This is a genomic window from Paenibacillus sp. Cedars (assembly GCF_003184205.1).
GTDB classification, from domain to species: Bacteria; Bacillota; Bacilli; order Paenibacillales; family Paenibacillaceae; genus Paenibacillus_AQ; species Paenibacillus_AQ glucanolyticus.
The window spans coordinates 4,613,351-4,636,143 of the sequence record NZ_CP020866.1; the positions used below are offsets into that span (position 1 = coordinate 4,613,351).

Annotated in this window: 13 protein-coding genes; 4 read left to right on the forward strand and 9 right to left on the reverse strand. The window is 52.4% G+C overall.

The window, feature by feature from the left end:
- Positions 1 to 167: 167 nt before the first annotated feature.
- Both B9D94_RS22940 and B9D94_RS22945 read left to right on the forward strand, forming a co-directional pair.
- A complete protein-coding gene (locus tag B9D94_RS22940) occupies positions 168 to 383 on the forward strand; it encodes a YheC/YheD family protein (protein WP_148248059.1) in 216 nt (71 codons plus the stop codon).
- Between the two features lie 158 nt (positions 384 to 541).
- Positions 542 to 1,012, forward strand: a complete 471-nt coding sequence (locus tag B9D94_RS22945; protein WP_006208560.1) for a GNAT family N-acetyltransferase — start codon at positions 542 to 544, stop codon at positions 1,010 to 1,012.
- A 140-nt stretch (positions 1,013 to 1,152) separates the two neighbouring features.
- Here the strand turns inward: B9D94_RS22945 and B9D94_RS22950 are convergent, their stop codons facing one another.
- The 3 genes from B9D94_RS22950 to B9D94_RS22960 form a co-directional block, all read right to left on the reverse strand.
- Positions 1,153 to 1,827 (reverse strand): pectate lyase, encoded by a 675-nt coding sequence (locus tag B9D94_RS22950; RefSeq protein ID WP_006208559.1) that lies wholly within the window; start codon positions 1,825 to 1,827, stop codon positions 1,153 to 1,155.
- Between the two features lie 347 nt (positions 1,828 to 2,174).
- Positions 2,175 to 2,684 (reverse strand): GyrI-like domain-containing protein, encoded by a 510-nt coding sequence (locus B9D94_RS22955; RefSeq protein WP_006208558.1) that lies wholly within the window; start codon positions 2,682 to 2,684, stop codon positions 2,175 to 2,177.
- 55 nt (positions 2,685 to 2,739) lie between these two features.
- Positions 2,740 to 3,696 carry a helix-turn-helix transcriptional regulator gene (locus B9D94_RS22960; protein WP_036641137.1) on the reverse strand — a complete coding sequence of 319 codons (957 nt, stop codon included), beginning with the start codon at positions 3,694 to 3,696 and terminating at the stop codon, positions 2,740 to 2,742.
- 334 nt (positions 3,697 to 4,030) lie between these two features.
- Between B9D94_RS22960 and B9D94_RS22965 the strand changes: the two genes are divergently transcribed.
- Complete coding sequence (locus B9D94_RS22965; protein ID WP_006208555.1) at positions 4,031 to 4,513, forward strand: PH domain-containing protein; 483 nt, start codon at positions 4,031 to 4,033, stop codon at positions 4,511 to 4,513.
- A complete protein-coding gene (locus B9D94_RS22970; RefSeq protein ID WP_006208554.1) occupies positions 4,506 to 6,176 on the forward strand; it encodes a PH domain-containing protein in 1,671 nt (556 codons plus the stop codon). Before B9D94_RS22965 ends, B9D94_RS22970 begins: the two co-directional genes overlap by 8 nt.
- Here B9D94_RS22970 and B9D94_RS22975 read toward each other — a convergent pair.
- The 6 genes from B9D94_RS22975 to B9D94_RS23000 form a co-directional block, all read right to left on the reverse strand.
- The gene (locus B9D94_RS22975) at positions 6,171 to 6,809 is read right to left on the reverse strand and encodes a TVP38/TMEM64 family protein (protein ID WP_006208553.1); all 639 of its coding nucleotides are present in this window, start codon (positions 6,807 to 6,809) and stop codon (positions 6,171 to 6,173) included. The genes B9D94_RS22970 and B9D94_RS22975 overlap by 6 nt on opposite strands.
- Positions 6,810 to 6,930: 121 nt before the next feature.
- Positions 6,931 to 10,518, reverse strand: a complete 3,588-nt coding sequence (locus tag B9D94_RS22980) for a family 10 glycosylhydrolase (RefSeq protein WP_148248060.1) — start codon at positions 10,516 to 10,518, stop codon at positions 6,931 to 6,933.
- A gap of 296 nt (positions 10,519 to 10,814) precedes the next feature.
- Positions 10,815 to 14,873, reverse strand: coding sequence for an S-layer homology domain-containing protein (locus tag B9D94_RS22985; RefSeq protein WP_006208551.1), 4,059 nt, complete (start codon positions 14,871 to 14,873; stop codon positions 10,815 to 10,817).
- A 230-nt stretch (positions 14,874 to 15,103) separates the two neighbouring features.
- Positions 15,104 to 16,099: a Gfo/Idh/MocA family protein gene (locus B9D94_RS22990; protein WP_036641239.1), complete on the reverse strand. Its 996-nt coding sequence runs from the start codon at positions 16,097 to 16,099 to the stop codon at positions 15,104 to 15,106.
- A 34-nt stretch (positions 16,100 to 16,133) separates the two neighbouring features.
- A complete protein-coding gene (locus B9D94_RS22995; RefSeq protein ID WP_006208549.1) occupies positions 16,134 to 16,460 on the reverse strand; it encodes an antibiotic biosynthesis monooxygenase family protein in 327 nt (108 codons plus the stop codon).
- Positions 16,461 to 16,628: 168 nt separating this feature from the next.
- Positions 16,629 to 22,703 carry a phosphodiester glycosidase family protein gene (locus tag B9D94_RS23000; protein ID WP_148248061.1) on the reverse strand — a complete coding sequence of 2,025 codons (6,075 nt, stop codon included), beginning with the start codon at positions 22,701 to 22,703 and terminating at the stop codon, positions 16,629 to 16,631.
- Positions 22,704 to 22,793: the final 90 nt, after the last annotated feature.

Consider the following 22,793-nt stretch of genomic DNA (forward strand, 5'->3'; position numbering starts at 1 on the left):
TGAGGGCAAGTGTCAGCGTGTTATCGTTTGCCGCATAATTGGCTGCAAGAAATTTACCCGCCAAGCACTTGCCGCAGACAGCATGTGGTGCAGACCCACGCCAAGTGTTTAAACTTCATTCCAACTTGACAACAGGGCCCTCCGACGCGCTGTCGGTGGCAGCTCACATGAGCCATAGGTATCCGGCATTGAACGAGCTAGGGCTCGACCTCACCGTGGACCAAGACCTCACCCCCTGGATCCTCGAAGTGAACACACTCCCCGACCCATGTCCATTCACCAAACTGAGGGAACAGGATACGATCCAGCGAATCGTGGCTTACGGCAGAGCATACGGAAGACGGTATCCGCTCAACTGTACCAAATCGAAGCAGGGTGAATAGAGTCCTCGAATGGAATAAGGCGATCTGAAACGAGCCATGCACTAGGAGAGACACGATAATGAAGCAGTCAGCAAAGGGACTGCCTGCTATCCAAATAACACCTATTCTCGTACAATGGATGGTGACTATAATCTTATTTAGAGAAAAAGGTGATACGCATGCCCTATGTAACCTGCCTGATGACCATAGACCTCGCCAAGCAAATTCTGCAGTGGAAATACGAGCCGCCATATGACCTGTACAATCAGGATGATGATGAAGAGTCGCTGCAAGAGCTGTTGGAACAGCCTTACACCGCTGTCTTGAATGAAGCCGGTCAACTGATCGGATTCTTCTGCACCGGTGTCTCCGCCCAGGTACCTGCAGGTGTCAGACTTGGTGTATACGATAAGGATCTGCTCGATCTTGGAATCGGAATGCTCCCCGAGTGGACGGGACAGGGCCGGGGGCGTGAATTCTTCACCTTCGTGCTGAAGTCCATCTCGAACCAGCATAATACCCAATCATTTCGCTTAACCGTTGCCGAGTTCAATGCGCGTGCCATCGCCCTGTACACCGCCACAGGTTTCGTTAAAAATGCGGCGTTCTCTAATGGAAGCCATACGTTCATTACGATGGAGAAGGTGTAACGCCCAATTATCTCTGGCTCTAGTGAAGAGCAGGTGGGATTCCGCTCTTGTCTGCTCACGAAAACGAACCCAACAAAGCCCGGAAGCAGCATGAACACTGCTTCCGGGCTTTTTAGCTTAGAGTCTATGCTTGTCGAATTCTAATAAGGCGTATTCCCGGACTGGGTCGTATTGCCTGACGCAAAACCCTTGAACAAGGTCGGCACACCGGAATACCTCGTATTCACGATCCGCCCTGTCGTCGTGCTGCTGTCCGTTCTCAGAATCGCATCCTTCACTTGGGAGATGTCGCTATTCTCCACATTCATGACCACTTTGAATGAGGTGCCTCCATTTTGCCGAACCAGCTTGCCGATATCGTTTGCTTTGAAGTTCTTAATGTTAATTGTTCCCGCTGCATTGATCTGGAACACCTTATCGTAGGCTTTATACGCCCCGCCGCCCGTGATATTCACGGTTCCCGACGATTTCAGTGTCAGCGCATCCTCGCCTACATCTGCCCATGTCACATCGAGGATTGTGCAGTTGCCATAACAATGAACTCCGTCCGCGGCTGGTGCTCCAATTGTGAGATTCTTCAGGGTAGCTCCTGCCTCCAGCCGGAAGACCGGCTTCTGATTCTCGGCTTGACTTCCATCCCCCAGCGTGTCCGGATTGGCTACATACGTCTGGCCTTTTCCGTCAAAGGTTTGCCCGGCCTCAACGCGAATCGTCTCATTGACAACGGTGGAAGCCGCCTCCGCCGTTGATGGCGCTAAACCATACCATGACACGGCCAAACCAGCAGATAAAATCAAACTCCATATTTTTTTCATCCATCTCATCCTTTCGAATTTGAATTGGGCGGAGCCCTTTATTCCAAAGCTCTTGTCTCCTTTGCATTGTCATTGAATACACGCATCATATGAATACACAATCGATGTGCACCTCGTTATGTATTCGCCACAACGATATCAAATTAATTCCATAACAGGAATAATCTTTATATTAGATTTCATCGCTTACATATGGAGTCATATCTGAAGATTGCTCATGAACTGCCCGTCGCTGCCTTATAATGAAAAAAACTCACGCCCTACGCCTGTTGCACAGACATAGGAACGAGAGCTGTAACTTCCCATAATAGACGGCTCCTTACATGCTGGAGCCGCTTGGTGCTTGATTACGATTCAATGGCGATATACACATCCACCACAGTATTGGCGGGATCAAACTGCAGCGTATCGTATCGTTCATAGTCTCCTGTGAACGTCCTTTTCTCCTCTGCTTGCTCGAAGTAGCTCCAAATTTCATACCATACCTGCGGTACGATCTCCATTAAAGGGCCTCGCCTTGTCCGAAACACCAAATACTTGGATGCCGGGACGTGCGCTTGAAGCAGTTCATCGGACGGTTCGGCAGCTGCGCCTTCATCCATCCGGTTACCGATGACCAGGGTGTACGCCCGGGACGCATCGCTCTCGTAATCGGTATATAGAGCATAAATAGCCTGATCCTTATCGGACAATGATGCCTGCAGCCCGCTTTGGAAATATCGATCCCATAATGAGGGTATCTTGGCTAACGGTCCTGCCTCCGCTTCATTTGTCGTTCGTACACCGACACCCTGAATCGACATGGCGGGTCTGACCTCTACGAATCGCTCGATTTGCTTCTCATTGCTATTACTCATGCTGTATCCTCCTTGAAATGAATATAACTCCATTCTACAGAGGTAACGTGGACATCTATCTGTCCTGGTTATCGTAGCGCCGCATGATTAATTGCGCCCTTCGCTTCACTTCCTCGGCTGCCTCGGCGGGACGCTCGACCATCACCTGATCCCCGAAGCTTAGCACCATGCCGTAAAACCATTCATCCAATCGGTATAACACGTGCACGCGTAAAGACCCGTCCGGGTTAACGGATATCTGCTCCGGCGAAAACATATCCGCCATCCTCTGCCGCGCGTTGGAATGGAATAACAGCACTGTCTCCTCCTCCCGGGCGTTTGACCAGGAGGACTCCCATTCCAATCGCTCCAGACTCGGCAATGGTCTTGGCTTGTAAGTCTCACTCAGGATCTGAATATCCTGCATTCGTGACAACCGGAATACGCGATGATCTTCCCGCTCCAAACAAAAGGCATGCACATACCAGATATTCCCCTTCAGAATCAGTGACGCAGGTTCTATGTTTCTTTGCTCCGCAGCTCCTTTGGCATCTATATATGCCATGCTGACTCGGCGCTTTTGAAGGATTGCCTTCTTGAGCAAGCTCACGGCAGGTTTCAAACCTTGACGCTGTCCCCATGGCTGGAAATCCATAATAACCGGATCCCGGTTCCTCCGGTATTCATCTCCATGTCCCTGCTCTACCCGGTGCAGCAGCGCTTTTACCTTCTCAAGCAGCATGTCCATCTGCTGATCATCCAGCGCACTGCTGAGCCCTTTGACCGCTGTGACAAGCGTACTCATCTCCTCAGCCGATAACCAGTACTTGTCTATCATATAATGTTCCATAATCTCGAATCCGCCGGATATCCCTTGGTGGGCTGCAATCGGAATTCCAGCCCGGCATAGCGTATCCATATCGCGGTAAATGGTTTTGCTCGATACTTCAAACCGCTCGGCAAGCTCTTTGGCGCTGAGTCTCCCCCGATTAAGAAGCAGCACGGTAATGGCTAACAGTCGATCTATTTTCATGACACGCTACCCTTTCATTCTACAATCACTTCATTATATAGGAAACTTCACGCTCAAGCCTTATGAGAGTATTTCAGAACATCTGTTTATACTGCCTTCTCGAAGGCAACACTCCTATCGGGAATGCCTGACGATTTCCTTAATTCCAGCTTAACCGATCCGGGATGTGTTCAAGTAACCGTTAGGTCAGGTTCAGAGCGTCGTTAAACTGTTATGCTACAATGAGGGCACGGCCATTCAAAGGGGAGGATGAAACGCTCCTTTCCCATGCAACGTAGACATACATAGAATACGCAATGACTGTTCGATCTTGTTACATCAAGGAGGAACCTACATGAACAATCGACTCGACACCATGCACAGGTGTCACCCGGACTCGGTAACCATCTCTCGTATATCAGGCTTCATTACAGATGGGGTTATTCTACTTGCGGCAACCGCTTATCTCATTGTGGCTGGCATGCTGGGATGGACCTTGATTCCGGGATGGATCACGCTCGGACTGCTGGCTATCGGGGCCTGGTTTACTTGGGCTGTGCCTTCTTTCACCTACAAGCAATTCGGCTATAAGGTAAGTGAGGAAGAATTGGAGCTGCGCTCCGGCTGGATCTGGCTCAGCGATACCCTCGTCCCAATGACGCGCGTTCAGCATGTCGAGCTGGAGCGGGGACCACTCCTACGCAAATATGGCTTGGCCAAGGTAAAAGTCGTTACCGCTGCAACAACACATGTCATTCAAGCGCTTAAGCTGGAGGAAGCAGAGGAACTGAAAAAACAGATTGGCGAGCTGGCAAAAGTGGTGGATCACGATGAATGAACCGACAAGGCTTCACCGGCTGTTCATCCTGTTTCCGCTCGTTAACAGCGTAAAATCGCTCATTCCGATTGCGGCCCTGGTATCCATTAAATTCCTGAACGGAAAATCGCTGCGTGATATCCCCTGGTACTGGCTATCCGCTGTCATCGTGATCATCGCCGGGCTGCTTCTGTTATACGGATACCTGAAGTGGAAACGCTTCGTCTATACGTTAGAGGAAGACAAAATCCTCATCCGCCGAGGCGTTCTGTTCCGTGAGGAGTTATCCATCTACACCGGCCGCATTCACTCCATGAATATGGAGCAGCCTCTACTGCAGCGAATACTGGGGCTTACGCAGGTTCGCATCGAAACTCCAGGCAAAACGGAAGGCGGCGGCTTATTGCCTGCCATCACCAATAGCGAAGGTGAACGGCTCCAGCGCTGGTTGCGAGAACGAACCCGAACCAGACAGACGGAACGTGAGGTTCAGCAGCAAACTTATGAGGGCCGCGAGCAATCTGAACACAACTTGCCCGACGAGTCGGAAGGGCTATCTGTCCAGCTGCCGGAGCCACAGACGATCCATGAATCCATTGACCCGTCAGACCTTAACATGAGTCGGCAAAACACTCCGGCCATAAACGCCGATCCTAACGCTGCAGATAGAAGAAACGCGGGCGATCCATTCACGGTGGAGGAGGAACGCAGCACGCTGCTGCAGCTATCCACGGGACGACTGCTCATCGCGGCGCTGTCCTCACCCAATTTGTCACTGGCTTTAGCCTTTGTGGGCGGTATTCTGTCTTTTGCCGATGACCTGCTACCCGATCAGATGTACCAGTCGGCGTTTCAATCGGCAGGCAAGCTCTTGCCCGGCAGCTGGATCAGCATCGCCGTATTGGCGCTTGTTGTGTCCTGGCTGCTCTCTGCCGTGCTCTACACGATTAAATATGCGGGATTTACGGTCGAGCGTATCGGCAAACAAATCTCGGTCAGCTGCGGACTGCTGGAGAAAAAAAGATTGCTCTTCTCTCCTGAGCGAGTACTCGCTATTACAGTGAAGGAGGGCGTGTTCCGGCGCTGGTTCGGTTACGCCGAGGTGAAGGTTCATGTGCTTACTTCAGAATCCGATAAGCATTTCATGCTACACCCTCTGCTGAAGACCACGGATATTCCGGAGCTCCTGGAGCGGGTTACACCCCAATTTACAGCTCAAGCCATTTCGGCTTCTCCTCCTTCCCGTGCAAAGTGGATGTACCTTCGGTGGAAGCTCGGCTTTGCCGCAGCGGCAAGCGCCGCGTGTATTTGGTATTTTGAAATGCCGGGTATGTTATCGCTTCTGCTGCTTCCGCTGGCTGTAAGCTGGGGGCTCCGCTCACACAGGGATTCCGGTTTAAATGTAACCGATAAGCAGCTTACGATCCGCAGCCGTTTCGTTGCGCTGTCCACAAGGTATATTCGCCGTCCACAGATTATTGCCTTGGAAATTTCGGGTACCCGCAGGCAGCGCAGAAGAGGTCTTCTGTCTCTTCAGGTGAAGATGATATTCAGCGAGATCAACGAAAGTTTAAGCGGGATGGATCAGCAAGAGATCGAGGCCGTACGGGCGTGGTTCCAAAAGAAAAAGGGTGAGGCCACCGTCCCGACAGAACGGAATAACCCACCCATTGAGTTGCTATAGCCGTTCGGCCTCCGTTCTACCTGAACGGCCAAAGCCCGACCATCGGTATACGAGAAGCGTTACGGCCAGAAAGACTCCATACACACCTATAGTTATGATGATATGGGAAGGGTCGGTCATCAGATTATCTCCTACCATCGAGAACAGCAGCATCGCAGGGATTTTACCTACGGCGGACGCCATGGTGTACGATGTAAACGTCACCTTGCTGAGAGCGGCATACACATTGATAATGATGGAAGGAATAAACGGAATCAACCGGGTAAAGAGGATGGTCAAAAAGGCATTCCGTTCGAACATCGTTGTCACTTTTCCTAAACGGTCATAACGATGAAGCATCCGGGTGCCCCATTCCTGATAACCGTATCGAATGAACATAAACATAAGGATGGAAGCGGCGGTTGACCCGACCCAAGTGATCAGTCCGCCGATAACCGGACCCAAGGCAGCACCGATAACACCTCCGACAATCGGATACGGAATCACGGGGAACAAGGCCATGATGACCGCCATGAACATAATGAGCATCATGCTGTCCGTCGTCTGAATCCATGCAAGAATAGCATCGCCGTAAACGTAAATAAGACCGCCTATGGCAATGTACACTAATGCCATTGCTAATTTCTTGACCATGCACCACACTCCAGCTCGTAATACTTCTATTGTACCATGGAGCATGTCTACCTGAACAAAGCGGCAAAAGGGACATCCCGAGGCTTATAGCCCGGGATGTCCCTTTGTCACTCTTATCACCCTAAAGATTCAACAGATTATAGATGATCACCGCTGCCTGAGCTCGATTGGCGATTCCTTTCGGCGTGAACTGATCATTTCCGGTTCCTTGGATCATGCCTTTCTCGGCCAAGAGTGCCACTGCGTTTCTTGCATAACCTGCAATGCTGCTGCCGTCTTTAAACTTCGCCAAGGTACCATCCTCATCCTGTGCCTTCATATCGGTGAATAATGTCAATGCATTGGCGCTCATGATCGCCATTTCCTGACGGGTTATCGGCCGGTTCGGCTCGAATTTGCCGCCGCCGATGCCTTGGGCCAGCCCGGCCTCTACCGCAGATGCGATGATCGCATAGTGCCAATCGGATGGCCTTACATCGGTAAATTCAAGCTCTGCCTCCCCTGTTAGCTGGAAGGCTCGGACCAGCATGGCCAGAAATTCGGCTCGTGTCACCGATTTCAGCGGCTGAAACGAATCCTGCCCCACTCCCTTTACGATACCAAGCGCAGCGAGTTCCTCAATCGCCGCTTTCGCCCAGCCTATGCTGTCCACATCGTTGAACACCGGAGGTTTCGGCGGAGTCGGCGGCGTTACAGGAGGTGTCACCGGCGGAGTGACCGGTGGAGTTACAGGCGGGGTCACTGGAGGCGTCACCGGTGGACTCGGATTCCCCGGCGGGTCAACCGGCGGGTCAACCGGCGGGTCAACCGGCGGCTCGCCGCTGTCTCCCGCTGTTATCGTTACGGATGGACTCTGACTGCTCTCGTTATGCAAACGATCGACAGCCGTCACAACATACGTGTAGGTTTGTCCCTTTGCGACAGTATGATCGATATAGGACTGCGTTATACCGGCTGTTTTCCTGAAGGTCCCTAACAAATGCGCCGGGTCCTGCATATTGCCGGCGGCTCGTCCATCAAAACGATAAACCGCGTAATATGTCTCGTCGTCAATCGAAGACCAGCTGAGCTTCACACCTTCCTGTGCTCGATTGGCCCTCGGCTGCTTGGGCGCAGAGGGTGCCGCCGAATCAATCCAAGGCATAGCCGGGATGAGTGCCGGATATCGGTACAGATCGTTCTTCAGTCTGTCCGTGAATCCGAGCTGATTCAGCGCGAACCATTTGGAGCTGAAATACATGCTGCCCCGGACTTCCTCAAAATTGCGGTTGTACTTCACCTGGTTCGGCATTTCCTCGGGATTGGACCATTCAGGTGTTGTCCCGATTCTATACACCGCCTGTCCGCTGTACAGATGTACATTCTTACCGGCAGCGACACCGTTCCACCAATCGATCAGCTTATCGTAGGCCGCTGCGGAGTACCCGATATTCCAATAAATCTGCGGCGTAATATAGTCGACCCACTCTTCTTCGACCCATTTCTTCGAATCCGCGTAAATCGCATGATAGCTCTCAAGGCCCGTCGTTTCGGAGCCGGCCTGGTCGCTGGATTTGTTTTTCCAAATACCGAACGGGCTGATGCCGAATTTCATGTAACTCTTCTCTGCCTTGATGGCTTCGTTCACGTTCTGAATAAATTCATTAACGTTATTTCTTCTCCAATCACTCTTATTTGTAAAGGAGCCCTTGTATTGATTAAAGGTATCCGTATCCGGGAAATCCACGCCGGTTACGGGATACGGGTAGAAATAATCGTCAAAATGCACGGCATCGATATCGTAATTCCGAACGACTTCCAGGACTCCATCAATGATGAACTGCTGTGCCTCCGGTACCCCTGGATTGAAATACAGCTTTCCGCCATATTCCTCAACCCATTCCGGGTGCTGTCTGGCCGGGTGATCCTCTACAAGCTGGTTGACGTCCCCTTGAAGACTGATGCGGTATGGATTGAACCAGGCGTGAAACTCCATGTTTCGCTTATGCACTTCCTCGAGCAGGAATGCCAGCGGATCATAACCCGGATTCTTGCCTTGTTCACCTGTCAGCCATTCCGACCAAGGCCCATACTCTGACGGATAAAATGCATCCGCGGTTGGTTTGATCTGCATAATGACCGCATTCATCCCCGCATTCTCCAGCTGATCAAGCAGGCTGATAAACTGCTCCTTCTGCTGGGCCGGATCGGTGACCCCTTTGGCTGGCCAGTCAATGTTGTCAACGGTAGCGATCCAAGCTGCCCTCATCTCCGTTTTCGGATGCTCCGGGGTTTCATTTACCGTAATGTAGAGCGAGCTGCTCTTTCCCTGGAATGTGGCTGTTATTCTAGCGGAGCCTACCTTCAAACCGCTTACAACCCCTTGATCCGTAACAGAAGCGACGGTTGAATTGCTGCTGGTAAACGTAACGTCTTCTTCTATAGTTACCGGCTCATTCATCCAGGAGTACGTAGCCGATACAACCGTTTCAAAAGAATCTCCTACCGTCACGGACGTAAGTCCTTGAAGTTCAATGCTCTGCAGAACAGGAACAGGATCTGTCACCGTAATGGTGTGCTGTGTTGCAGCTCCCCGATACGAGGCGGTAATGGCTGCCGTTCCTTCGGAAACCGCGGTCAATTGACCCGCTTGGTCGACCGACACAACGCCTGGCTGATCGCTTGTATAACTGATCCCTTCGGTCATCCACACAGGATCGGTCTGGTTTCCGTAGACGGAGTAAACCACGCTGGTTCTCATGTCGCCGGTAACGCTAGTCTCCATATGAAGCGGTCCGGATAACAGCAATTCATAGGGAACCGGAGTATCCTGCGTAATATGAAGCTCATATTGAGCCCTAGGCGCATCGCCGTACTCAGCCGTGATGGTCACCATTCCCGGCTTCAAGGCCTCAATGGTGTCGTATGTAGCGCCCGTAACGGTAGCGATGGTTTCGTCACTGCTGGTCAGTTTCACGCCGGATGTCAGTAAGGCTGGTTCCGTCTGACCTTCATAAGTTGCATAGACTTGCGGCATGACCGATTCTCCAGCACCCATGGGCGTCAGCCCGCCGATGTCGAGCCCGTATACCGGGGAACCCGTATAGAATGCGGTTAGTCTGTCGAAGTATACAGTACCTTTGTTTTTATTCGTGTCTTTTAATTCGGTGACGTAGATTTGATTCACTTTGAGAGGAGTCTTGATGGCCGAGGGAACGTTAAATTTGACGTATTTCCAGCCCTTCCAGCTAAAACCGGAGGTGGTGGCTGTTAAATCAACGGCATGCTTACCGCCTGCAGAATCCTGAAGCTGCGCACGGAGCCAGTGGTTGCCGCCGTCGCCGTAAACCCATAAGCCGAGTGCCTTCGGTGATCCGGGAATGCTTCTGCCTGTTGATCCATCCGGGTCTTTGAAGTTGAGATAAGCCGCCGAGGTGCCGGATTCGCTGCCTACAAAATCATAAGTTAAAGCTGCAGCGTGACGCCCGTAATAGATTCGCTCCGGCCTCTCCGCTAAATCCAGTTCGGCCTTCCCCCTTACGGAAGACGCAAACAGATTCGTTACTGATTCGAAATCCTCCAGCACCACCGCTCCCGGCTCTCCGCCGCTTGCATTCGTTTCAATGGAATTGCCCCACGCGGAAACGGCCGAACTGAACATCACGGCTAACGCCAGTGTCATGGACAGGACAGACTTGCTGCTTCGATAGACACGCCTTTTGGTTATCATTCATCAATTCACTCCCTATAGTATGAGTGCTTACAATCCTAAACCTTGATCCCAATCTGTAAGTAAATCGGGCTGACACTCACCTCCGATTCCTCGCTAGAGTAGATGATCGCGATGGACCTGATCTCTCGTTCATCTCTAGCTCTATCATATTGAAATTTTATTTCAAATTTCAATAGTTTTAATAAAATAAAATTTTATATTTTAAGCAGGAATTTTCATAGTCCTTGACGTAGACGGCATAAAAAAGCCAACACGGGACAAAACTCCCGCATTGGCTTCTTCCAACTCTTCCTTTATTTCGTATATTCAAGAAGTCCGATAATAAGTGTTACGGCTTCCGCCCGGGTGGCGACCTGCTGTGGAGCAAAGCGGTTATTGCCCACTCCACCTACAAGCCCTGCTTCAACTGCAGCGGCTACATAAGGCCGCGCCCAAGCCGGGATATCCTTCGTATCGTTAAAACTCAGCTTCGTTGCAGAATCGGTACCGATCCCGCTGGCGCGAACAACCATAGCAACCAGCTCTGCTCGGGATAACCCTTGATGAGGGCCGAAGGATCCATCCTTGTAGCCGCTTATAATGCCGGCTTCTGACGCCTGGGCTACAGCATCCTTCGCCCAGGAAGGGATCTTCGCTGTATCTGTGAACGTCAGGGCAGTACCACCTGCATTCAGACCCAATGCACGTCCCAGCATAGTGATGAATTCTGCACGCGTTACATGTTGATTCGGACGGAAGGTTCCGTCGCCATAACCGTTCACGAAGCCTGCTGCCACGGCCTTATCGATGGCTGATTTGGCCCAGTGTCCCGCCGTATCCTTCAGGATGACTGGCGGATTCCCGTTGCCGGAACCCGAGCCTGGATTGGTGCCAGGCTGAGAGCCTGTGCCCGATCCATTGCCAGGATGGGTCTCATTACCGGAACCGGAGCCTGGATTGCTGCCCGAGCCCGAGTTGGTTCCTGATCCTGGATTGGATGTGCCAGGACCCGGATCCGGTGTGCCAGGATTAGGAGTCCCTGGATCCGGATTCGGCGTCTGAACATCCTTCTTCACAATTCCGAATTGATCGATAATAAATGGCTGTGCTCCATTCAGGTTCTGATCGATTTCGTACGTAACAGCCGTCAGCTTGCCGCCGTCAATCGTAATGCCGACGAAATTTTGCACCTGGCTGCGTTTTGGTCTCCGGTTATCGCTCGGGTCCGGACCGTATTTGGCAGCGTGATTTTCGTCTGCAATTTCGAAGAGGTTGTAGTACGCTTCCCCCAGACTTGAGCTAGGGTTCTTATAATAGACCTTCGGACCTGCGGTTGCCGGAATCAAATAGATTGTACCGTCAGGATTTACCGAGTATTCCAGCTTCTCACCGTTTAACATCTCCGTAATTTTCACCGGTTCTGCCGCCTTGCCATCCGACTTGATCGGCTTGGTCCGTGCATAGATGTGATCATGACCCTGCAACACAAAATCAATGCCAAGCTCTGCCATTATCGGAGCTATCTTGGTACGAACACCGTTAGCCCCCATAATATCGGAGTCTGTTGCATGGTTCGACGTGGTGTACGGGCCTTTATGGATGTTAACGATCACCCACTGCGCACCGTCCTTCTTGGCTTTTTGGACATCCTGTTTAAGCCACTCTACTTGCTCTACCGAGAAGTTATCGTATTCCGCCGAGCCTTCATTCGAATTCAACACAACGAAATGTGCGTTGCTGTAATCGTACGAATAATAAGCTCCGGTCTCCGTTGCTGAATGCTCCGGCTGCTGCAGATTAAAATGCTCAATGAAAGCATAGTTCTCATCCTCATGATTTCCCGCGGAAGGGGCCAGTGTTGTATGAAGCAGGCTTTCCTGCGAGTGTCCTAACAGCCAATCCCACTGCTCTTCTTTGACGCCATTGTCCACGATATCTCCATTGTGAACGACAAATTCTGCCTCCGGAACCGTAGCAAGCGCCTTGGCAAGCGTCTCGGATGAAAGCACCGCTTCATCTTCTTCCTTCGCCTGCGTATCCGCCAGATCAATGAATGTAAACGCTCCGCTCTTCGGTGCAGTCTGGAAGGTTCCCATGTCACTCCAAACGCCGAGTGTCTCATCGCCTACGCGGAAATAGTAGGTCGTATTCGGCTTGAGTTTGGCTGCTTCTGCTTTGTGTACAAGTTCTGCTGCCGAATTCGTAGAAGGAGCCGAACGTCCGCTAAACGAATTGGCGTTTGTGAAATCCGGTGCGGCAGACGTCTTCTCCACAACTTGAAGGTCACTGCCTGTCACCTGCTGGGAAGTATACCAGGTGAAACCCTTGGATGTTGTGGCATCGCCGTGGAATGTAACGGTCACCTTGCTCACTTTCTCCTGAACAGGATCCGGCTTCGTTTCCTTCATGATTCCGAATTGATCCACGATGAAAGGCTGCGCGTTTTTCTGGTTCTGATCGATCTCATACGTAACAGCCGTCAGCTTGCTGCCGTCGATTGTAATCCCGACGAAATTTTGTACATGGCCTCTGGCTAAGCTGGTTGTGTCCCCGTACAGACGGGCATGATTCTCTTCCGCGCGCTCAAACAAATTGAAATACGCGTCCCCGAGCTCCGGCTTCTGGTTCTTAAAATAAACCTTGGCCCCGGCGGTCGCTGGGATCATGTAGATCGTTCCATCCGGCTTGACCGCATATTCAATGCTCTCACCGTTCAGCGTCTCGGTAATTTTGGTGACATCTTCAGCCGTTCCGTCACGCTTGATCGGCTTCGTACGCGCATAGATGTGATCATGACCCTGGAGCACCATATCGATTCCAAGTTCATTCATTAGAGGCGCGATTTTACTACGCACGCCATTCACGCCAATGATATCGCTGTCGGTTGCATGATTCGAAGTCGTGTAAGGACCCTTGTGGATGTTTACGATAATCCATTCTGCCCCTGCAGCCTTCGCTTGCTCCACATCCTGCTTCATCCAAGCTACTTGCTCCGCGGAGAAGTTCGCATATTCGGCCGAATTCTCATTGGAGTTGAGCACGATGAAATGGGCATTGCTATAGTCGTAAGAGTAATATGCGCCGGTCTCTGTTGCAGCGTTATCCGGCTCCTTCACATTGAAGTGCTCATAGAAAGCGTAATTCTTGTCCTCATGATTGCCCGCGGACGGAGCGATTGTGGTATTCAAAAGGCTGGACTGTGAATGGCCCAAGAGCCAGTTCCACTCCTGCTCCGAAGTCCCGTTCTCCACCACATCCCCATTATGGACAACGAATTTGGCATCAGGGATGGTCGCAAGCGCCTTGGACAAGGTAGCTGCGGACAGCATCGCCTCGTCTTCCTCCTTCGCCTGCGTATCCGTCAGGTCGATGAACGAGAAGGCTCCGCTTACAGGTGCCGTCTCGAAGGTACCCGCCTCGCTCCACAGATTCAGACTTTCGTCCCCAACTCTGAAATAGTAGGACGTATCCGCCGCCAGACCGGTCGCTTCCGCTTTATGAACATGTTCGCCCGGAGAGTTCGCAGAGATGGAAGTCCGTCCGTGAAACACTTGCGCTTGAGCGAAATCAGGCGTACTGCCGCGATTCTCCACAACCTGAACATCGCTCCGGGATGATCCCAGCGGAGTATACCAGGTGAATCCTTTCTCGCTTGTTGTGTCTCCATGGAAAGTTACCGTAATCTTGGAGATATCCAGCACCGGAGCCTGTTCTAACGCGATAAGCTCCATATCGAAGTACAGATCCGAGCTGCTGTCGCTCTGCTGGTGAACCTCGACCGCAATTTCGTTGCTGCCGTCCTGCAGGTATGTTTTCAGCGGCTCTGTCAGGTCCACATCCGCATATACAACCGGAAGGTCCTTATTGGAAGTGGCCTTGGTGGAATACGTGATTTCACCGCCAGGCATCCCCATACGTCTGATTTCATGTCCATTGACATAGAGCACGGCGCCGTCATCAACGCCAAACGTTCCGAGAATCTGGCCGTAACCGTCGATTTGATCCTTGTTAACCTGAAGATTTGTACGGAAGTAAGTCGTGCGGTGTTTGAGTTCTTTGTCCGTTCCATAGTCCATTACGGTCTGAAGCGGTCCAAATTCCGCAGTGGTTACACCACTTCCGTTATCCTTATAGCCGAATGGAGCCAGTCCATTTGCCCAAGAGGAGTCGTCATAGGTAGCGCGCCAAACGGTCGTTAAATCTTGTCCCTGATCAAAATATTTCCAATCGGCATTACGCTGCAGCAAAATATCCGGCTGACCCGGTGTTGCGGCTTCCGCCACTGCCGGGAATCCGAGACCTGCAAAAAATCCAAACACGAGTGCCGTGGATAACAGCATGGATAATAGCTTTTTGTACACGTGATTAATCATTAATTCTCTCCTTTTATTATGTAGGATGGGTCTGCAACACCGCTCTCAAACAGCTCCAGCATAACAAAGGGGAGTTAATGGCTTGTTATCTCTCCGTAAAACTTATGTAAATAATGACATCTGCGCTTAAAGAAGCTGCGCTGCTCCTGGGCTATCCGTATTTAATCACAAAAAAAAAAGCAGTGCGGGAAGTTCCTCCCACACTGCTTCGCTGCACACGAACCAACTTATCATCCTTCCGAAGGGTACTTAAGTCCCCATTGGCCCCGGATCTGATCCAGCAGCCTCATGATCGCAAGGGACTCATCCAATGACATCACGTCGCTCTCAAGCCGCCCTTCCAGCAGACACCGTCCCACTTCGTAAGCTTCGAAGTTATAACCCTTCGCCTGACGATCATCTAGGGCCCGTACCGGTTCCGCTCCATCTACATGAAGAGAAGCGGTTGTTGCGTTCAGGAAAGACGGAATATGAATATACCCGCCTGTCCCATATATATAAGCTTCATTCGTCAATCCGAGACGGATTGCCCCGTTTAACGAAGCCGTCTTGCCCGATTCATAGGATAGCACAACCGAGAACTGCTCATCCACGCCCGTTACTCCAATATGCGCAGTACTCCATATCTTCTCAGGCTGGGCGCCAAAAATCATCGATGCAAACGACACCGGATAAATCCCTGCATCCAGCAGCGCGCCTCCGCCGAGTTCAGGATTGAGCAAACGGCCTTGCGGATTCCAACCGCTCCGAAAACCAAAATCGGCCTTCACTAACCGAACGTCGCCGATAAGTCCGTCCTTCAACCATGCTCGCACCTGCCGAATGGGTGGAAGAAAACGCGTCCACATGGCCTCCATCAGGAACAGCTTCCGCTCCCGCGCAGCCGATACCAGCTCCTCCAGCTCATCCTCGTTGATCGTGAAGGGCTTCTCGCACAGCACGGATTTCCCTGCTTGAAGACACAACATGACATTGTCCCGGTGCAAGGGATGCGGAGTTGCGATATACACAACGTCGACTTCGGAATCTGACACAAGTTCCTCATAACTCCCATATGCCCGCGGAATATCATATTTAGACGCAAACTCACCTGCACTGCTGGTCGTACGGGAACCGACAGCCAGAAACTGGGCGTTCTCCACATAGGCCAGATCGGCGGCAAACTGCTCCGCAATCCAGCCTGTCCCCATGATTCCCCATCTGATTTTACCCGAATTCTGCATCATCATCCTCCTCTTCCTCTTCATGATCAGGTCTTGCCTAGAGCTTATAGAAGCTGTCCCGCTCCACCTTGCAAATTCGCAAGCCAAAGCTTTCATACCACTCGTTCTTGCCCCGTTCCTGGGCTACCTGATGAGCCGCGTTCTCCTTCCATAAACGTATGGCCTCCAAGGAGTCCCAGTACGAAACCGTGATCCCTAGACCCTCATCCCGAGCGGATTCCACCCCCAGATAGCCGGGCTGCTGCGCAGCGAGTTCCGCCATTTTATCGGACATCGCTCCGTAACCCCGGTCGCCCTCCGTTCGTTTGGACACAAAAATGCAGGCATAATAAGGCGGCTTCGGCGTATTCGCGTATTCCGTCATCCTCTTCCCCCTTTCCAGTTGCTGAATAGGTGTAACTTCGGCTTACGTTTCGTTCATTGACCCTGTATATCATTATATCGGAACTTCCGCCATACTTTAACCTGAAAAATAAACACCTCTCTCCTCTGCGATGTTCTACAGGTGGAGAGAGGCGTAATCGCCTAAGCCTTACTTTAGCTTATTCAACAGATTATAGATAACCTGCGCGCTTTCCGCACGCGTGGTTAGTCCTTCCGGTGCAAAGCGGCTCGGCGTGCGGCCCTGGATAAAACCGAGGGCATACGCAGTTTCTACCGCTTCCTGAACCCAGTCAGGAGATTCGGCGATATCCGTAAATCCGCTGCTCGCGCCCAGGTTCTCCTGCTGCTGCTTCATTGCATAGGCATAAGCGCGCACCAGCATGGCCGCCATTTCCTGACGTTTAATCGGGGCTTCCGGTGCAAAACGGTCTTGGCCGAGTCCGTTCACGATTCCGGACTCGCTCGCCGCTGCAACAGCCTCCGCGTACCATTTGCCTGAAGCTACATCCGCAAACGGTGCAGAACGTTCTGCTTGAAGGTCAAGCAGACGAACCAGCATCGCAGCAAATTCGGCTCGGGTCACTTGCTGAGCCGGTGCGAAGCGCTCCGTGCTGATGCCTTGGATAAGCTGCTTCGCGGCCAAATCACCGATGACCTTCGCAGCCCAGAACGATGAAGGCACATCCGCAAAGGTTTTCTCATAATCAAGCAAACCGTATGCACTGAAATGACGTATTCCCGCTGACATGCGACCGTCTTTGCTCACACCGCCAATGTACTCCAGCTCTCCATGGCCGGACAAATAGTACATGGAGATTCTTGAACCCTTGGCATCTGAGAATAACGGCAGTTCCAGCGTCATCGGATGATCGAACTCGGTTAGGCGGTGGACCTGACCATCCGCTGTCGTCAGTGCAAGCTGGAACTCCAGCATAGCTCCGGCTGCTGTCAGCTTCGCTCCGGAGACACGGACGGCTTGCGCGATGCGCTCCTTCATCTCCGCATCCGACAATGTGACGGCACTCAGCTTGATGGTGCCCTTCTCAAGCTGGCCAGCATCTGCAAGACCACCCAGCTGGCGGAGCACCTTGGATGGAATCGTTATAGCCAAGTTGTTCGCCTCGATTCGTATGGAGCCGTCCTTAAGAATGTCAGCCGCATTGCCCGGCAATGTGAGGTCCGTAAAGCTTCCATCCACTGACAAGGTCACTTGCCCGTTCGACAGCTTAGCTGCAAGATCACTGGCCGACAAGGTGATACTGCCAGACGGCGGTGTCACGGGCGGCTGTACTGGTGGATTTATCGGTGGGTTCACCGGTGGGTTTACTGGCGGCTCCGTTCCCGGATCGGGATTGCCTCCGCCACGGGTGATCACCTTCAAGGCGTACTCCGACTTGAACCCTTCGTAGGTTGCCGAAATGACAGTTGCCCCTTCTGCTAAAGCCCGTACCAAGCCCTGTTCATCAATCGAGGCTATCTCCGGCTTACTGCTCCCATAAGTTACGCCTTCGATCAAGCGGATACGGCTGCCGTCGGTATAAACCGCCTCCGTAACCGTCTTATCGGTATCCCCAACCTTCAGCTCGGATTTGCCGCTTAAGGCGATCGATTCCATGCTGCCATTCGGGATTCGATCTACCGAAATATTCACGTCTGTATACACATCCGGTGCCGCCGTGCTGGTTGCTCTTACGACCGCATTCCCCAGCCCTTGAGCCGTCACAATGCCGTCTGCTGATACGCTGACGATGTCATCCGACGGTTCGGAGCTGTATACGGACCATACTACGGTTCGTTCGGCCCCGCTTGGCTTCACCTCAGCCTGCAATTCACGGCTTTCGCCGACGGCAAGCTTAAGCTGGTCCGGGCTCACTATAATCTGCTCCGGAGCTGGCTTCGTTCCCGATTTCGTCAGCGTAAACTCGTCCACGACACGTCCGCCAACCGTTTTGGTTACAAAATGAAGCTCGTCTCCCTTCACTTCCACGGAGGCGTACATCTGAGTCTGTTCGTCGTCGACCACCTCATGCCATCCCCGCTCCGTATGGGAGTAGAATTTGGGACCTGACGATCCCGCTACAACGTAAGTCGTGCCCTGACCGTCCGCAGCGATTTGATTGTCCATCATCGGGTAGGAACGAATATAAATATGATCATGACCGTTTAATACAAGATCCACGCCAAATTCCTCCAGCACGGGCGCCCACAAGCTGCGCACCTCGGCGGTATCGTAAATGCTGCCGTAAGGCCCGCGGTGGAACATCGCGACGGTCCATTTCTTGTCATTGTCAGCGAGATCCTGCTGGAGCCATTGCTTCTGCTTCTCCAGCTGATACTCGCTGTTCAGCATGATGAAATGAACGTCTTTGTAATCAAATGAGAAGTTCGTTCCCTTCAGGCTGTCCAAACCATTGCCCGGCTGGTTAAAGTGAGCCAGGAAATCCCCGTTCTCCTTGGTCCCCATCACTTCATGGTTGCCGATGGTCGACACTAACGTCGTATTCAGAAAATGCTTCTGGGCCTCATCGAACCAATGGTTCCACTGTTCTTCCAGGAATCCCTTGTCCACCATATCACCGGCATGGACCATGAATTCGGCATCCGGATGCTCGGCTGCCGCTTTGTCGATTGTGTTCCCCCACAGCTCGAATTCTTTGGCGGTAGAGGCCTGAGAATCCGCAAAATACAGGAATTTCGTGGTGTCTCCCGCAAGCTCGGTCGTTTTAAACGAGCCTTGAGCACTGTAATGGCCTTGGCCGTCACCGACACGGTACACATACTCTGTGCCTGGCTCAAGGCCGGACGCTGTCGCTTTATGGACGCGGACCGTCCCAAGATCCAAGGTATGGTACAGCTCGCTGGTTCCATCGATTTTCTGGACATTCGGGACATCGAAATCCGTAAATTCGGATTTCTTGGCCAGTTCCACGATGGTCCCGTCCGTTGCCGGGTCTGTATGCCAGTTGAACATCCGCGACGTAGTCGGATCTTCGCCCATGCCTACGCTGATGTTGAACGGCGTCGGGCTTCCGGCCAGCGGCGAAACCTTGAATTCCAGTGCCGGACTGTATTGATTGCCTTTCACCGCCTGCACCGTATACGTCTTGACCTGGGAGGTCAGAGTCCCCGTCTTCAGGATACCCGCTGCATCCGTTGTTCCCACCGCTGCTGCATCAGCCATGATCTGTACACCTTCCACAGGCTGACCCTGGGCATCGCTCACTTTAAATTCGGTCTCGTATCCCTGCACCGTTCCTTCCTGATTCCAGCTCAGCGTATAATGCGTTGCGATCCTGGATTCCATCGGAAGACCGAAGAATGAAAATTCGGTATTCCCCGTATCGGTGAAAGATACAGCCCCGGACGTAAGCGATATGATGCTGCTGTCGGTTGCGTTCTTCTTCACATCATACCGGATTTGGCCGATCCAATCCGTATCCAACAGGGATGCGGTATGGATGTCCTTCCAGGTCACTTTGACCTTTCCTGTTGTAGCGTCAATGTCTGCGCTAACCTGGGCTGGACTCAGCTTGTCCCCCGGTATGAGCTCCAGATTCTCCACTTTGGTGGGATCGAATTGGAAATCGATATGACCACTGCGGATTTGGGACGTCTTCACCCCGCCGATATCCAGCGTGTAGCCGCCTCCCGCATAGACCGTGTCCGGTGTATCGTACACTACCCTGGCCGCACCTGTATTTACGGTGAAGTTCCATTCCTCAGTCGTTTGGTTACCCGAGAGATCACGGACGGTGACCTTCGCCTGATGGACACCATCGGCAAGCGGAACGTTCGGCGTGTAATGAATTCTTCCTTCCGGCGGATACAAGGTATGCTGTACCAGACTGCCGTCCAGATAAAACCGGATTTTGTCCGGATCAATCAGGGTGGTGCCCGGATGTGTCACAGGATCATAACCTGCATCCTCGGCATACACGGTAATGGTCGGTGTGTTCACCTTGATCTCCGCACCGTTAACGGGCGAGAAATTCTTCAGAACCGGCGGCTCGATATCGTCATGGACCGGACCGTATAATGCGCGAATTTCGTCCACGTAGATAGCTCCGGCGTCTTTTTTCGTTGCCTGCGTTTCCATGTAACGAACCGGCATGTCCATCACCAGTGGAAGAGTTCTTCCTTTGGGAACAGACGCTTCGAGATACTTCCATCCCTTGAAATTAACGCCGACCGTCTGATCGGTAAAATCGAGCGGGATCGCTCCTTTGCTGTCACGAATCTGGGCACGGAGCCAGTGCGCGTTGCCGTCTCCATACACCCACATGCTGATCTTCTCCGGATAGCCCGAAATTTCGATATTGTCTGCTGTACCATTTGTCTGGAGATAAGCGCCGGAGGTGCCGGTCATCCCTGTAAAATCATACTCCAGCTTCAATGCGCCATTACCGGAACGAATATAGGTCTCATCGGTTTCAATGGATACCTTGGTCGATTTGATCTGCGCGCCGGAGCTTGGTTTATAACGGCTAAGACCATTCTCAAAATCCTCAAGCATCACCGGTGGAAGTCCTACGTTTACTTCGATTGAGGTCTCAATTTGACCGTACTTCACGAAGATTTTGCCGCTGACGTCCTGCTTGTCCGTGGCGGTAAACGTTCCATTTCCGTCAATCGTCCCGATATCGCCTTCCACTCGCCACTCCAAACGGCTATTGTCGGCCTGTACCACTTGACCATTACGAAGCGCCGAGACCTTGAGCGTCTCGGTCGAGCCGGAAGAGAAGGTCTTCACCGCGTCAGAGAATTTGAGCTCGGTCAGCTCATCCACGATTTCCAAACCGGCTGTTCCGGTCAGATTGCCGGATTGTACAGATACCTCGGTCACTCCCGGTTGGTTGCCGGCCGTAAATTTACCACTGGCGTCGATGGACCCGTAGGCAGGGTCAACACTCCATATCGCGGTCTCCGTCATCTGGGACGGATGCAGATTCTGATCCACGGCTGCCGTCTTAAAGGCAGCGGAGGAACCTGTCAGCACTCGCTCCAGCGTCGGAGCCACAACAAGTTTGTTCGCAGCTCCCTCGGGTGCTGTGTTCACCAGCAGAATCCCGTTGGCTGTCTTGCGCTCCCCGCCGTCCGATGGCGAGTTGAGCACTTTGCGCGCCGTTTCCCCCGGCAGGCGGGCAACGAAGGTAGCCGAACCGCCTCCGTCCAGGTTCAATGCGTTAACCACGCCGAGCTCCTGCAGCATTTCACCGAGCTCGATGTAGTTAAGCCCTTCGCTAAAGCCCGGCTGGCGGCCATCAACCTCGAACAGCACAACAGAGCCATCGGCTTTAGTGCCAACCACCGTTCTCGGATGTACGGCCGGATCGGTATGCTGCTGGACTACGCCATCCTGCACCAGCATCACCGTTCCGCCGATTGCCATCGTGACGTCCTGCCACTCGTTATCCAGCTGAAAACTTGCGCTTAATTCATCCCCCACCTTCAGCCCGGCGAGTTTGTTCCGCTGCGAGCCCGAAGCGGACAGAACCACTTGATCCGGACCTATCGGCGAATTTCCCTGATCCTTAAGAATAGAAGCCACCTTCATAGTCAAGGTCTCGCCGCTGGCAACTCTGCCGCTCACGATATCCAGAATAACCTCGTCTCCAAGGTTATTGGTCATTGTTGTAGCATTAAATTTTTCGGTATAGAGAACAAGTGCATCCGCGCCTCTTAAACGGTTGATGGAGGATAAGCTGCTTACGGTTCCGCCAATCGTCACGTTTTTCGTTAATTTCGGACTGCCATACAGGCTGGTCCCGTCCTTCTTGATCCCAAAGGCGTTCCTCCCGCCAGGCGGGTCTGTCAGAAGCTCCCCGTCACCCATGAACAATCCGAGCGGAATGCCCGTGGACATATCGTAGAAATCTCCGTTCACCGCCGCGATGACGCGGTTGTCCTTCTGGTCTGCATCGGATGCCATTTTGCTGACACCCTGCATGCCATAAACCTTGCCGTCCGTCAGGCCAGGCTGAAGCTCCAGATTCCCTTGCGACGGATTAAACTCCACCATGTGAACCTTCTGCTCGCCGCTGCCCTTTTGCATATTCGCCCATGTATATGTAGCGCCTGGCCCGATCTCCATCTGCCGCATATCTATAACCGATGGGGCGGTGGCTGCCGGATCAGCTGCAGCAGCTTGTCCTGCGGGAAACAGCAAAGACAGAAACATCACTCCGCTCAGCAGTGACGATATTTTCTTTTTACTCCTTAACATGTACATCAATTCCTCCTTCTCTATGCTTGGACTCCTGTTCTTCCCCGGTGTATATCTGTCCGCGAACGAAAGACCTACTCGGGAGTATAA